The sequence below is a fragment of the Streptomyces antarcticus genome, assembly GCF_026627255.1.
GTDB lineage: Bacteria > Actinomycetota > Actinomycetes > Streptomycetales > Streptomycetaceae > Streptomyces > Streptomyces antarcticus.
The window spans coordinates 275,263-289,104 of record NZ_JAPNLM010000008.1 but is presented as its reverse complement, the minus strand read 5'-3'; the positions used below and the strand labels follow the sequence as shown (position 1 = coordinate 289,104).

General features: G+C 71.1%; 15 protein-coding genes. 13 read left to right on the top strand and 2 right to left on the bottom strand.

What is annotated here, in order from left to right; genetic code table 11:
• Window positions 1-922 (top strand): DMT family transporter (locus OTB16_RS15540; RefSeq protein ID WP_420717703.1); only part of this gene is annotated, 922 nt, incomplete at its 5' end.
• Window positions 923-1,001: 79 nt separating this feature from the next.
• Here the strand turns inward: OTB16_RS15540 and OTB16_RS15535 are convergent.
• Complete coding sequence (locus OTB16_RS15535; RefSeq protein WP_267720743.1) at window positions 1,002-2,006, bottom strand: Gfo/Idh/MocA family protein; 1,005 nt, start codon at window positions 2,004-2,006, stop codon at window positions 1,002-1,004.
• Window positions 2,007-2,157: 151 nt separating this feature from the next.
• Between OTB16_RS15535 and OTB16_RS15530 the strand changes: the two genes are divergently transcribed.
• The 12 genes from OTB16_RS15530 to OTB16_RS15475 all read left to right on the top strand — a co-directional run bounded on the left by OTB16_RS15530 (window position 2,158) and on the right by OTB16_RS15475 (window position 12,167).
• Complete coding sequence (locus tag OTB16_RS15530; protein ID WP_476470166.1) at window positions 2,158-3,168, top strand: substrate-binding domain-containing protein; 1,011 nt, start codon at window positions 2,158-2,160, stop codon at window positions 3,166-3,168.
• Entirely contained in the window at window positions 3,165-4,199 is a 1,035-nt protein-coding gene (locus OTB16_RS15525; protein WP_267720742.1) for an ABC transporter permease, read from the top strand. Before OTB16_RS15530 ends, OTB16_RS15525 begins: the two co-directional genes overlap by 4 nt.
• The gene (locus tag OTB16_RS15520) at window positions 4,169-5,080 is read left to right on the top strand and encodes an ATP-binding cassette domain-containing protein (protein WP_267720741.1); all 912 of its coding nucleotides are present in this window, start codon (window positions 4,169-4,171) and stop codon (window positions 5,078-5,080) included. Before OTB16_RS15525 ends, OTB16_RS15520 begins: the two co-directional genes overlap by 31 nt.
• A 16-nt stretch (window positions 5,081-5,096) precedes the next feature.
• Window positions 5,097-6,260 (top strand): ROK family glucokinase, encoded by a 1,164-nt coding sequence (locus OTB16_RS15515; RefSeq protein ID WP_267720740.1) that lies wholly within the window; start codon window positions 5,097-5,099, stop codon window positions 6,258-6,260.
• Entirely contained in the window at window positions 6,257-6,847 is a 591-nt protein-coding gene (locus OTB16_RS15510; protein ID WP_267720739.1) for a hypothetical protein, read from the top strand. Before OTB16_RS15515 ends, OTB16_RS15510 begins: the two co-directional genes overlap by 4 nt.
• Before the next feature lie 40 nt (window positions 6,848-6,887).
• Window positions 6,888-7,520: an MBL fold metallo-hydrolase gene (locus OTB16_RS15505; protein WP_267720738.1), complete on the top strand. Its 633-nt coding sequence runs from the start codon at window positions 6,888-6,890 to the stop codon at window positions 7,518-7,520.
• Between the two features lie 30 nt (window positions 7,521-7,550).
• A complete protein-coding gene (locus OTB16_RS15500; RefSeq protein WP_267720737.1) occupies window positions 7,551-8,336 on the top strand; it encodes an exodeoxyribonuclease III in 786 nt (261 codons plus the stop codon).
• A 78-nt stretch (window positions 8,337-8,414) separates the two neighbouring features.
• Complete coding sequence (locus OTB16_RS15495; protein WP_267720736.1) at window positions 8,415-8,855, top strand: DUF6278 family protein; 441 nt, start codon at window positions 8,415-8,417, stop codon at window positions 8,853-8,855.
• Window positions 8,856-8,966: 111 nt separating this feature from the next.
• Window positions 8,967-9,710 (top strand): amino acid ABC transporter ATP-binding protein, encoded by a 744-nt coding sequence (locus tag OTB16_RS15490; protein WP_267720735.1) that lies wholly within the window; start codon window positions 8,967-8,969, stop codon window positions 9,708-9,710.
• Between the two features lie 11 nt (window positions 9,711-9,721).
• A complete protein-coding gene (locus OTB16_RS15485) occupies window positions 9,722-10,627 on the top strand; it encodes a glutamate ABC transporter substrate-binding protein (RefSeq protein ID WP_267720734.1) in 906 nt (301 codons plus the stop codon).
• 17 nt (window positions 10,628-10,644) lie between these two features.
• Complete coding sequence (locus tag OTB16_RS15480) at window positions 10,645-11,289, top strand: amino acid ABC transporter permease (protein WP_267720733.1); 645 nt, start codon at window positions 10,645-10,647, stop codon at window positions 11,287-11,289.
• Entirely contained in the window at window positions 11,286-12,167 is an 882-nt protein-coding gene (locus OTB16_RS15475; protein WP_267720732.1) for an amino acid ABC transporter permease, read from the top strand. The genes OTB16_RS15480 and OTB16_RS15475 overlap by 4 nt, the downstream gene beginning before the upstream one ends.
• Window positions 12,168-12,205: 38 nt before the next feature.
• Here OTB16_RS15475 and OTB16_RS15470 read toward each other — a convergent pair whose 3' ends face one another.
• Window positions 12,206-13,810 carry a CocE/NonD family hydrolase gene (locus OTB16_RS15470; RefSeq protein WP_267720731.1) on the bottom strand — a complete coding sequence of 535 codons (1,605 nt, stop codon included), beginning with the start codon at window positions 13,808-13,810 and terminating at the stop codon, window positions 12,206-12,208.
• Window positions 13,811-13,842: the final 32 nt, after the last annotated feature.

The window sequence follows — 13,842 nt, the reverse complement described above, 5'->3', positions numbered from 1 at the left end:
GCCCGCCCCCGCCCCCGCCGCCACCCCCGCGGGGGAGACCGCGCCCCGCCGGCCCTGGGCCGCGGACCTGCCCGTTCTGGCCGTCGCCGTCGTGTGGGGCGGCAGCTACCTCGCAGCCAAGGGCATCACCACCGCGCACACCGTCATCGCCGTACTGGTGCTGCGCTTCGCGCTCGTGCTGCCCGTCCTGGTCCTCGCCGGATGGCGCCGGCTGCGGGCGCTGACCCCCGCCCAGCTGCGTGGGGCCGGGCTGCTGGGCCTCGTACTCGGCGGGATCTTCCTCCTGGAGACGTACGGGGTCGTCCACACCTCCGCGACCAACGCCGGGCTGATCATCAGCCTGACCATGATCTTCACCCCGCTCGCGGAGGCCGCCGTGCGCCGGGTCCGCCCCCCGGCCGCCTTCCTCGGCGCCGCGGCCGTCTCCGTGACCGGCGTCGTGCTCCTCACCCAGGGCGCGGGCTTCACCGGACCCGGCCTCGGCGACGTGCTGATTCTCGGCGCCGCCCTCGCCCGGACCCTGCACGTGCTGCTGATGGCCCGCGTCAAGGCCGTCCAGGACGCCGACTCGCTCTCCCTGACCACCGTCCAGCTCGGCGGCGCGGTCCTCGTCTTCGCCCTGCTCGCCGCCCTTCCCGGCACCGGGGCCACCCCCTGGGCGGCCGCCGCGGACTTCGGGGCCGCCGAGTGGGCCGGCCTGGTGTTCCTCTCCGTCTTCTGCACCCTCTTCGCCTTCTTCGTGCAGATGTGGGCCGTACGCCGCACCTCCCCGTCCCGCGTCAGCCTGCTGCTCGGCACCGAGCCCCTGTGGGCGGCCGCCGCCGGCATCGCCATCGGCGGCGAGCACCTCGGCCCCCTCGGGTTCGTGGGCGTCGCCCTCGTCCTGGCCGGGACCGCCTGGGGGCGCCGCGCGGCCGGCTGAACGTTGGCCGGATCATGACCGGCCGACGGCGTGCGGCGCCCGTACGCTGGCGGGCATGCCGCCGCCGGGAGCCACCCGTTCACAGGTCCGGGAGCTCCTCCAGCCGGACCCGGCGCCGCTCGCGGCGCGACACCTCGCACGCCTCCGCCACCCGCAGCGCGGCCAGCGCCTCGCGGCCGTCGCACGGATTGGGCCCCTCACCGCGGATCAGCCGTACGAAGGCGGCCAGCTCCTCCTCGTACGCCGGGGCGAACCGCTCCAGGAACCCGGTCCACGGCTTGCTGGCCGCGGGCGGCCCGTGCGGTTCGGTCGAGGTGATCGGCGTCCGGTCGTCCAGCCCGACGGAGACCTGGTCCCGCTCCCCGGCCAGTTCCATCCGCACGTCGTACCCGGCGCCGTTGCACCGGGTGCCGGTCGCGGTGACGAGCGTCCCGTCGTCCAGGGTGAGCACGGCCGCCGCCGTGTCGATGTCACCGGTCTCGCGGAACCGGGCGGGGCCCGCGTCGCAGCCGGCCGCGTACACCTCGGTCACCTCGCGCCCGGTCACCCACCGGACCATGTCGAAGTCGTGCACCAGGCAGTCCCGGTACAGCCCGCCGGAAGTCGCCAGGTACGCGGCGTCCGGCGGCTCCGCGTCGGCCGTCGTCGTCCGTACGGTGTGCAGCCGGCCCAGCGCCCCCGAGCGGACCAGGTCCCGGGCCGTGCGGTAGCCCGCGTCGAAGCGGCGCATGAAACCCGTCTGGAGGACCCCGCCGAGCGCGGTCACCTCGCGCACCACCGCCAGGCTGCGGGCCAGGTCGGGGGCGACCGGCTTCTCGCAGAACACCGGCAGGCCGCCCCGCACCGCCCGGACGACCAGCTCAGCGTGGCCCTCGGTGGCGCAGGCCACCACCACCGCGTCGACGCCCCAGGTGAAGACCTGCTCGACCGAGGGCGCGGCCGTGGCCCCGAGGCGGTCGGCGAGACGCGCCGCCCGCGCGGGATCGGCGTCGGCGAGCAGGAGCGAGCCCGCGTCCGGGCGGCGGGCCAGCGCCGCCGCGTGGAACGAGCCGATCCGGCCCGTCCCGATGAGCCCGATGCGCATGCACTCAACCTGACCCCGAACGGGGGACCTGTCAATCTGCCCGCGCCTGCCCCGATGACCCCGCATGGTCCACTGTGGCGGATACTGGGCGGCTGGAACCGGAATGACCGATTGATGACGGACGACACGGACGAGGGAAGGGCACGGCGACGTGGCTAGGGTTCGGACAGGGGTGCGCGTCGTGGGCGCCGTGCTCGCGGCGGTACTGGGAGCCTCCCTCGCGGGATGCAGCAGTACGGGCGGCAAGCGTGCCGAGGAGCGGGCCAGGGCCGCCGAGGCGGGCCGGCCCGCGGTCTCCACCCCGCGCTGGACCTTCGCGATGGTCACTCACGCGGGCGACGGCGACACCTTCTGGGACATCGTCCAGAAGGGTGCCAAGGAGGCCGCGGCGAAGGACAACATCAACTTCGTCTACGCCCACGACGACCAGGCCCAGCAGCAGGCACAGTTCGTGCAGAACGCGATCGACCAGAAGGTCGACGGGATCGTCGTCAGCCTCGCCAAGCCCGAGGCCCTCAAGGACGTCATCGCCAAGGCCGTCAAGGCGGGCATCCCGGTGATCACCGTGAACTCCGGCTCCGCGCAGTCCGCCGCGTACGGGGCGCTCACCCACATCGGCCAGGACGAGGAGATCGCCGGTGAGGCGGTCGGCGCCGAGCTGACGAAACGCGGCCGCAAGAAGGCCGTCTGCGTCCTGCACGAGCAGGGCAACGTGGGCCACGAGCAGCGCTGCGCCGGAGCGAAGAAGACCTTCGGCGGGACGATGGAGAACCTGTACGTCGAGGGCACCAACATGCCCTCCGTCCAGGCGGCCCTGCAGGCCAAGCTCCAGGCCGACCCGTCCGTCGACGCGATCGTCACCCTCGGCGCCCCCTTCGCCCCCACCGCCGTCAAGGCGAAGGACGCGGCGGGCAGCAAGGCGGAGGTGGACACCTTCGACCTCAACGCGTCCGTCGCCCGCGACCTGAAGTCCGGGGCGCTCGGCTTCGCCGTCGACCAGCAGCCCTACCTCCAGGGCTACGAGGCGATCGACCTGCTCTGGCTCTACCGCTACAACGCCAACGTGCTCGGCGGCGGCCGTCCGGTCCTCACCGGACCGCAGATCGTCACCGGCGCCGAGGCGTCCGCGCTGGAGGAGTACATCAAGCGGGGCAGCCGATGAGCGCCGCCGCACCCCCCGCGGACGAGCGGCTCGCGCCGAGCTCCCTGCTGCGCAGGCTGCTCGGCCGCCCGGAGCTGGGCGCGGTGGTCGGCGCCGCCGCGGTCTTCGTGTTCTTCTCCTTCGCCGCGGACAGCTTCCTGCGGGCCTCCAGCCTCAGCACGGTCCTGTACTCGGCCTCCACGATCGGGATCATGGCCGTCCCGGTGGCGATGCTGATGATCGGCGGGGAGTTCGACCTGTCCGCCGGCGTCATGGTCACCACCTCGGCGCTGTTCAGCTCGATGTTCAGCTACCAGATGACGGCCAACGTCTGGGTCGGCGTCCTGGTGTCCCTGATTGTCACCCTCGCCGTCGGCTTCTTCAACGGCTTCATGCTCACCCGTACCAAACTGCCGAGCTTCATCATCACGCTCGGCACCTTCCTGATGCTGACCGGCCTGAACCTCGGCTTCACCAAGCTGATCAGCGGCTCCGTCTCCACCAAGTCCATCGCCGACATGGAGGGCTTCGACTCCGCCCGCGCGCTCTTCGCCTCGCAGTGGAACGTCGGCTCGGTCACCCTGAAGGTCACCATCCTGTGGTGGTTCGCCCTGGTCGCGGTGGCCACCTGGATCCTGCTGCGCACCCGCGCAGGGAACTGGATCTTCGCCGTGGGCGGCGGGGCCGACGCGGCCCGCGCGACCGGCGTGCCCGTGGTCAAGACGCGCATCGGCCTCTACATGGGCGTCGCGCTGTGCGCCTGGATCTCCGGGCAGCACATCCTCTTCTCGTTCGACGTGGTCCAGTCGGGCGAGGGCGTCGGCAACGAGTTCCTGTACATCATCGCGGCGGTCATCGGCGGCTGCCTGATGACCGGCGGCTACGGCTCCGCCATCGGATCGGCCGTCGGCGCCTTCATCTTCGGCATGACCAGCAACGGCATCGTCTACGCCCAGTGGAACCCGGACTGGTTCAAGTTCTTCCTCGGCGCGATGCTGCTGCTCGCGACGCTGCTCAACGCATGGGTCCGCAAGCGGGCGGAGGCGAAGTGACCGTGACCGATACCGGGACGACGACCGGCCCCGCACCGGCGCTGGTGAGGCTGACCGACGTCAGCAAGTTCTACGGCAACATCCGCGCCCTCCAAGGCGTCTCCCTGGAGGTCTCCGCAGGCGAGATCACCTGCGTGCTCGGCGACAACGGCGCCGGAAAGTCCACCCTCATCAAGATCATCGCGGGGCTGCACCGGCACGACGCCGGCTCCTTCGAGATCGAGGGCGAGGAGACCGTCCTGGCCAACCCGCGCGCCGCCCTCGACCACGGCATCGCCACCGTCTACCAGGACCTGGCCGTCGTCCCGCTGATGCCCGTCTGGCGGAACTTCTTCCTCGGTTCCGAACCCACCCGCGGCCGCGGCCCGCTGCGCCGCCTCGACGTCGAGCTGATGCGCCGGACCACCCGCACCGAACTGCTGCGCATGGGCATCGACCTGCGCGACGTGGACCAGCCCATCGGCACCCTGTCGGGCGGCGAGCGCCAGTGCGTGGCCATCGCCCGCGCCGTCCACTTCGGCGCCAAGGTCCTCGTACTGGACGAGCCCACCGCCGCGCTCGGCGTCAAGCAGTCCGGCGTCGTCCTCAAGTATGTCGCCGCCGCCCGCGACGCGGGCCTCGGCGTGGTCCTGATCACCCACAACCCGCACCACGCGTACCTGGTCGGGGACCGTTTCGTGCTCCTCAAGCGCGGCACCATGGCGGGCAGCCACACCCGCGACTCGATCACCCTGGACGAGCTGACCCGGCAGATGGCGGGCGGCTCCGAGCTCGACGAACTGAGCCACGAGCTGGAGCGGGTGGCAGAATCAGGCTCAGACAGCACGCCACCCAGCACGCCACCAGGCCCGGGCACCCCGTCCGGCACCACCGCACCATGAGGGACGGCACGACTCGATGAGCACGTACCGGGACTTCACGCTCGCCCACCGGGGCTCGGCGCGGGGCACCGTCCTGCGGACCATCGGGACCCGTGAGCGCCGGTCGCACCTGACCGCCCCGCGCGTACCGACCGTCGGCATCGACATCGGCGGCACCAAGGTGATGGCCGGCGTCGTCGACGCCGACGGCATCATCCTGGAGAAGATCCGCGCGGAGACCCCCGACAAGTCCAAGAGCGCCAAGGTCGTCGAGGACACCATCGTCGAACTGGTCCTGGACCTCTCCGACCGGCACGACGTGCACGCGGTGGGCATCGGCGCGGCCGGCTGGGTCGACGCCGACCGCTCCCGCGTCCTCTTCGCACCTCACCTGGCCTGGCGCGACGAGCCGCTGCGCGACGCGCTCCAGTCCCGGCTCGCCGTCCCGGTCATGGTCGACAACGATGCCAACACCGCCGCCTGGGCCGAGTGGCGCTTCGGCGCCGGCCGCGGCGAGGACCACCTCGTCATGATCACGCTCGGCACCGGCATCGGCGGGGCCATCCTGGAAGGCGGCCAGGTCAAGCGCGGCCGGTACGGGGTCGCCGGCGAGTTCGGCCACATGCAGGTCGTCCCCGGCGGCCACCGCTGCCCCTGCGGCAACCGCGGCTGCTGGGAGCAGTACAGCTCCGGCAACGCCCTGGTCCGCGAGGCCCGCGAGCTCGCCGCCGCCGATTCCCCCGTCGCGCACAACATCATCGCCCGGGTCGGCGGCAACGTCGCGGAGATCACCGGACCGCTCATCACCGAGCTGGCCCGCGAGGGCGACGCCATGTGCGTCGAACTGCTCCAGGACATCGGCCAGTGGCTCGGCGTCGGCATCGCCAACCTCGCCGCCGCCCTGGACCCCTCCTGCTTCGTCATCGGCGGCGGCGTCAGCGCCGCCGACGACCTGCTGATCGGCCCGGCCCGGGACGCCTTCCGCCGTCACCTGACCGGGCGCGGCTACCGGCCCGAGGCCCGCATCGCCAAAGCCCAGCTCGGCCCCGAGGCCGGCATGGTCGGCGCCGCCGACCTCTCCCGGCTCGTCGCCCGACGCTTCCGCCGCGCCACGCGCCGGCGCGTCGAGCGGTACGAGCGCTACGCACAGCTCGGCCGGCCAGACGCCGCCGTCGGCCCCGAGGACCAGGACCAGCAGTGACACCGCCGCCCACCCTGCCCCACCAGGCCTCCGCACCCGACGGGGACTCCGTACCGCCGCCCGCGGAGGACCGCAGACACGTCGTGCGCCGCCGCTGGGTGACCGCGATCATCATCCTGCTGCTGGTCGGCGTCCCCGCGGGCTACCTGGCCGTCTCGGCCCAGCAGAGTCGCCAGAGCGGCCGCGACAAGGCCGCCAAGGTGGGTGCGACGAAGGTCCGCCCCGGCTGGCCGTCCAAGGTGCAGCGCAGCATCTACGAGGTGCCGATCCCGGACAAGGCCTGGCGGGTCGGCTTCCTGGAGACGAACAACTGGCGCACCAGCCGGCTGTACACCCAGTTCGCGGTCTCACCCGCCGACCTGGACACGTTCCTGGCCTCCGTCGGCAGCAGCCGCGGGGAGCTGACCCCCGGGGTCGCGATCTCGGCGCACGACACCGAGATCGCGGGGTGGAACTGGAAGACCCACGAGGACTGGCTCGGCACCACCCTCGAACAGGACGACCCCCGTCCCACCCGCGACATCACCGTCGACGTCACCGACCCCCGCATCGCCAAGGTCTACGTGGTCTCCTCCACGACCCCCTGAACCCCGCGCGCCCGGCGCCGGGCCGTCTAGCCTTGCCCCCATGAAGCTCACCAAACGGCTGCACTCCTGCGTCGAGCTGGAGAAGGACGGGCGCAGGCTCGTCATCGACCCGGGCGCCTTCAGCGAACCGGACGCGGGCCGGGGCGCCGACGCCCTGCTGGTCACGCACGAGCACCCCGACCACTTCGAGGAGGGCCGGCTGCGGGCCGTCCTCGACACCAACCCGGCCGCGCGGCTGTGGACCCTGCGCAGCGTCGCCGAGAGGCTCGCGCCGGCCTACCCCGGCCGGGTGCACACGGTGGGCCACGGGGACTCCTTCACCGCGGCCGGCTTCGAGGTCCAGGTACACGGCGAGCTGCACGCCGTGATCCACCCGGACATCCCGCGGATCACGAACGTCGGCTTCCTCGTGGACGGTTCGCTCTTCCACCCCGGCGACGCCCTGACCGTGCCCGGCGCCCCCGTGGACACCCTGATGCTGCCGGTGCACGCCCCGTGGAACAAGATCGCCGAGGTGATCGACTACGTCCGCGAGGTCAAGCCCCGCCGGGCCGTCGACATCCACGACGCTTACCTCTCCGACCTCGCCCGGCCGGTCTACGACGGCGCCCTGGCCGCCCTGGGTGGCGCCGACCACGGCCGACTCACCGCCGGCGACAGCACCGAACTGTGACTGTCGGTGCCAGGCGATAGGTTGGCGGGTATGCGTATCGCCACGTTCAACGTCAACTCCATCACCGCCCGGCTGCCGCGCCTGCTCGCCTGGCTGGAAAGTTCGGGCACCGACGTCCTGTGCGTCCAGGAGACCAAGTGCTCCGCGGAGCAGTTCCCGCACGCCGAGCTGCGCGAGCTGGGCTACGAGTCGGCCGTCAACGCCACCGGCCGGTGGAACGGCGTGGCCCTGCTCTCCCGGGTCGGCCTGGAGGACGTCGTCCTCGGGCTGCCCGGCGGGCCCGACTACGAGGGCGTCCAGGAGCCCCGCGCGATCTCCGCCACCTGCGGCGGGGTCCGCGTCTGGTCGGTGTACGTGCCCAACGGCCGCGAGGTCGCGCACGACCACTACGGCTACAAGCTGGGCTGGTTCCGCTCCCTGGCCGCTGCCGTCGCGCAGGACGCGGCCGGCCCGCGCCCCTTCGCGGTGCTCGGCGACTTCAACGTGGCCCCGACCGACGAGGACGTCTACGACCCGGCCGTCTTCGAGGGCGCCACGCACGTCACCCCCGCCGAGCGCGCCGCCCTGGAGGCGCTGCGCGACGCCGGACTCTCCGACGTGTTCCCCCGCGCGCTCAAGTACGACCGCCCGTACACCTTCTGGGACTACCGGATGCTCGCCTTCCCGAAGAACCGGGGCATGCGCATCGACCTGGTGTACGGGAACGCGCCCTTCACCAAGGCCGTCACCGACGCCTACGTGGACCGCGAGGAGCGCAAGGGCAAGGGGGCGTCCGATCACGCACCGGTCGTCGTCGACCTGGACCTGGAACGGTAGGGCGCGCCCCGGGCCCGAACGGTACGGCTAAGGCGCGCCCTGTGGCCAGTGGCGGATCCTGGTGCGAGTCTGGGTGATATGAACATCCCTTTCCTGGACAACTGGCTGAACCGGCACGAAACGGAACGGGGTGCGGGGCTCGCAGCCGCCCTCGCCGATGATCCCGACGGCATCACCGAGTTGTTCTCGGAGTGCGAGATGCTGCGCGTCCAGGCGAGGGTCGCCGGGCTCGAACTCGACGAGAGCACCGCCTCGTTGGAGGCGCTCGACCAGCTGATGCCGCGCTGGCGCCGGGACCCCGAGGCGGTGCCGTGGCTGGGCAACGACGCGGGCTTCTACCTCGGTACGGTGATCGTCCGCTCGATCCCCGGTGCCGCCTGGCAGGTGTGGCCGAACGGCCAGCCGGTGATCCGGCTGGCCTCGGGCCGGGAGCTGAACGTGATCGAGTCGGGGGTGTCCTGGGCGATGACCGGTTCCCCCGAACTCAGCCAGGCCTACGCCGAGGCCTCCGAGGGCTGATCACACGCAGATGTAGCTTTATGCCCCCTTTAGGCGTGTCGAGGAGAAGTGCCCTTCCCGGGCTGGATAGTTTGCGCTGACCTCGACACCGACAAGTGGGCAGGGCAGCGCATGGCCGTCGATCCGTTGATCGAGCTGCGGAACGTGAACAAGCACTTCGGAGAGCTGCACGTACTCCAAGACATCAACCTCACCGTCGGCCGCGGGGAGGTGGTGGTGGTCATCGGCCCCTCCGGTTCCGGGAAATCGACCCTGTGCCGGGCGATCAACCGACTGGAGACGATCGAGTCGGGAACGATCACCCTCGACGGCAAGCCGCTGCCGGCCGAGGGCAAGGAACTGGCGCAGCTGCGCGCCGAGGTCGGGATGGTCTTCCAGTCCTTCAACCTGTTCGCGCACAAGACGGTCCTCGCCAACGTCTCCCTCGCCCAGATGAAGGTGCGCGGGCGCAAGCGGGACGAGGCGGACAAGCGGTCCCGGGACCTGCTGGAGCGGGTCGGCCTCGCCGACCAGGCCCCCAAGTACCCCGCCCAGCTGTCCGGCGGCCAGCAGCAGCGCGTCGCCATCGCCCGCGCCCTCGCCATGAGCCCCAAGGCCCTGCTCTTCGACGAGCCCACCTCCGCGCTCGACCCGGAGATGATCAACGAGGTGCTGGAAGTCATGCAGCAGCTGGCGAGCGAGGGCATGACCATGGTCGTGGTCACCCACGAGATGGGCTTCGCCCGCTCCGCCGCCAACCGCGTCGTGTTCATGGCCGACGGCAGGATCGTCGAGGACCGGACCCCGGAGGAGTTCTTCACCGCCCCCGAGAGCGACCGGGCCAAGGACTTCCTCTCCAAGATCCTGAAGCACTGAGGGACGGCGTGATGATCCGTACCCGAGCCCTCCTCGTCGCCCTGGTCGTCCTCGCCTGCTCCACGGGCTGCGGCAAGTCCGGCAGCCCCCCGGTCAAGGGACCGCAGCCCGAGGACCTGCCCGTCTACACCGTCGACACCGGCTTCCGGCTGCCCGACTCCCGCACCTGGGAGCGGGCCAGGAAGCGCGGACACCTCGTCGTCGGCGCCAAGGAGGACCAGCCGTACATGGGGGAGAAGGACCCCGCGAGCGGCCTCTACTCCGGCTTCGACATCGAGATCGCCAAGATGATGTCGGCGTCCCTCGGCTTCGACCCCAAGACGATCGAGTTCAAGACGATCGCCTCCGCCAACCGTGAGACGGCCCTGCAGAACGGCCAGATCGACTACTACGTCGGCACCTACACCATCAACGACAACCGCAAGAAGCAGGTCGGCTTCGCCGGCCCCTACTACATGGCCGGCCAGTCCCTGCTGGTCCGCAAGGACGAGAAGGACATCAACGGTCCCGACGACCTCGCGGGCAAGAAGGTCTGCTCGGCCGCCGGCTCCACCCCCTACCAGCGGCTCCAGAAGGAGTTCCCCGAAGCGGTGCTCGTCGCCTACGACACCTACTCCGTCTGCGTGGACAACCTGCTGACCTACCAGGTCGACGCCGTCTCCACCGACGACTCCATCCTCCTGGGCTACGCGGCCAAGGTCCCCGACGAGCTCAAGGTGGTCGGCAAGCCCTTCTCCCAGGAGCCCTACGGCATCGGCGTCCCGCGCAGCGACAACGCGCTGCGCTTCGCCCTCGACGACGCCCTGGAGGCGCAGGAGAAGAACGGCAACTGGAAGAAGGCCTACGAGGCCACGCTCGGCCTGTCCGGCGAGCCCGCTCCGACGCCTCCCGCCATCGACCGCTATCCGGCGAGCTGAGCGAGAGGGCCACCGCCATGAACGTACTCACCGACAACTTCGCGCTCTACGGCGAGGGATTCCTCGGCACGGTCGAACTGACCGTCTACGCCTCCCTGCTCGCCCTGGTCCTCGGCTTCCTCATGGCCTCCTTCCGGGTCGCGCCCGTCGGCTCGTTCCGGGCCTTCGGCACGGTCTGGGTCACCATCCTGCGCAACACCCCGCTCACCCTGCTGTTCTTCGCCGTCCTGCTCGGGCTGCCGCGCTTCGGCCTGGTCCTGCCCTTCCAGTTGTTCGCCGTCCTCGCCCTGGGCTGTTACACCTCCGCGTTCATCTGCGAGGTGCTGCGCTCCGGCATCAACACCGTGCCCAAGGGCCAGGGCGAGGCGGCCCGCAGCCTGGGCATGTCCTTCGGCCAGACCCTGGGCACGGTCGTCCTCCCGCAGGCCTTCCGCTCCGTCATCCCGCCCATCGGCTCCACCCTGATCGCACTCGCCAAGAACTCCGCGATCGCCGGCGCCTTCAGCGTCACCGAGCTGCTGGGCACGTACAAGACCCTCAACGAGCTCGGTTACAGCATCATCTGGACCTTCGTCTGGATCGCCGTGGGCTACCTGATCATCACCCTGTCCATCAGCGCGCTCTTCCACGTGCTGGAGAAGCGCTACGGAGTGGCCCGATGACCGCGCACGCGCTCCACGGCGACCTGGAGTCCACCGCCCTCTACGACATCCCGGGCCCCCGGGCCCGGCGCCGCCACCTGTACTACGGGATCGGCTCCACGGTGCTGCTCCTGCTCCTGGCCGGCTGGCTCCTCTACCTGCTCTTCGACACCGAGCAGTTCACCGCCGCCAAGTGGAGCCCCTTCACGTACGCGGGCATCCAGGAGCTGCTGCTGCGGGGCCTGGGGAACACGCTCAAGGCGTTCGCCTACGCCTCGGTGCTCTCCCTGCTGCTCGGCGCGGTGCTCGCCACCGGCCGGCTCTCGGTGCACCGGCCGGTGCGCTGGCTGGCCACCCTGTGCGTGGAGTTCTTCCGGGCCATGCCGGTACTGGTGATGATCTTCTTCATCTTCGTCGCGCTGAAGGTCCAGCCGCTGCCCGCGCTGGTGGCCGGGCTGACGCTCTACAACGGATCGGTGCTCGCCGAGGTGTTCCGCACGGGCGTCAACGCGGTGGAGCGCGGGCAGCGCGAGGCGGCGTACGCGCTGGGCATGCGCAAGACCCAGGTGATGTCCTACGTCCTCGCCCCCCAGGCGGTCCGGGCCATGCTGCCCACGATCATCAGCCAGCTGGTCGTGGCCCTGAAGGACACCTCCCTCGGCTACCTGATCACCTATGAGGAGTTCCTGCACGCGGGCAAACTGATCGCGTCCAATCTCGACTACGACCTGCCCTTCATCCCCGTCGTGATGATCATCTCGCCGATCTACATCGGCATGTGCATGCTGCTGTCCTGGTTCGCCACCTGGGTCGCGCGCCGCCAGCGCCGCAACCCGCAGACCCAGGGGGCCGGCGAGCCCCCGGCCGATCCCGCGGCGATGCTGCCGGGAACGGTGTAACTCCGAAGAGCCACACCCCGCCCGGCAGCAGCCGTGGATCACTGCTCGCGCAGCGGCACCGAGACGTACGAGGGATCGGTGCGCGGCGAGGAGAAGGTCAGCTGCGCGCCGGAGGGGTTGTGCTCGATGTAGAGCGGGTCGACGGTGTCGACGACGAGTGCCAGCCGGTGCCCGGCGGGCACGTCGTAGGCGGTGGAGAAGAGCTCCAGGTCCACGCCGAAGGCCTGGCCCGGGGTCTTGCCGTGGAAGGTGTACGGGGCGTTGCTGACGAGCTTGCCGATGCCGAGCGGGCCGACGTCGTAGAGGTACGCGACGAAGGTGCCGTCGCCCTTGGTGGGCGTGACGGTGGTGTGGAGCCGGACGTCGCCGCGGACGCGACGCTCCCGGTCGTAGCGCGGCGACTGCCATACGGCGGCGAAGGAGCGGGGCAGCAGGGGGATGGAGGCCACCGGCGGGGTCTTGACGAACTGGTCGAGGAGGTTGGAGAGCAGGACGATCCCGCCGTTGGCCCCGGAGTCGGCGTTCGCGAAGACGTGCTCGCTGTCGGAGAGCGCGATGCGCTCGGTGCCCGCCGCGCCGACCGACTTCCAGTCCGGATAGCCCTCGTAGCCGCCGGTGCTACGGGACTTGAGCTGGACCGGAGCCTCGGTGTCCACGCCGTTGCGCTCGCCCTTGAGGTAGCGGTCGAACCAGCGGTGGGCGCTGGTCCAGGTGTCGTTGGGCAGGCCGAGCAGACCGGTGAGCTCGGCGGTGGCGTGGTCGCCGGGGCGGAACTCCAGGCGCTTGGGGCCGGTCAGCTTCTCGAAGAAGTCGGCGTACTGGTTGGGCGGGAAGATGGTGTCGCCCCAGGCGTTCCCCATCATGATCGCGGGGGCGTTGGCGTTGATCCGGTCGACCTCGAAGGCCGCCGAGCGCTTCTTGCCCCAGTCGATCATCTGCTGCTCGCGGTCGAGCCGGGAGCCGAGGAAGTCGCTCAGGATCGACTGGAGTTCGGGACCGGGCCGGCCGGTTAGGTTGCCGGCGACGCCGAGCAGCCCGGCGGCCTGGAGGTGCTGCGTGCGGCCGGAGTAGATGGAGGCCACGAGGTCGGCCCAGCCGCTCATCGCGACCACGGCCTTGATCCGGGGGTCGTGCGCGGAGGCCAGCAGGCTGATGCCCGCGCCGTACGAGACCCCGCCGAGGCCGATGCGGTCCGCGTCGGCGGGGGTGTGGGCGAGGGCCCAGTCGATGACGGCGGACACGTCGGCGACGTCCGGCGGGCCGGCCACCTCGATCTCGCCGCCGGAGAGCCAGAAGCCGCGCGAGGTGTAACTGACCACGACGTAGCCGGAGTCGGCGAGCTTCTTGGCCTGGGCGATGTATTCGATCTGCGGCAGGCCCCAGCTGGTGGGCAGCACGATCAGCGGGTACTTCCGGCCCTGCACGGCTCCGGCCGGGGTGAAGACGTTGCCCTTGAGGGTGATGCCGCCGGAGCCGGGGATGTCGTGGAACCGCAGCTCCGACGAGGCGTCCGACACGTCCGAGACGTTCGAGGTGACGGCGGTGGCAGGTGCGGGGGCCGCCTGGGCCTGGTGGGGGGCCAGGCCCAGGGCGGCTGCCGCCAGCAGGGCTGCCACCGCCGCGGCGGTGGTGGTGCGTTCCATCAATCGCTCCTCGCGTACGCCGGGGGGTGAAA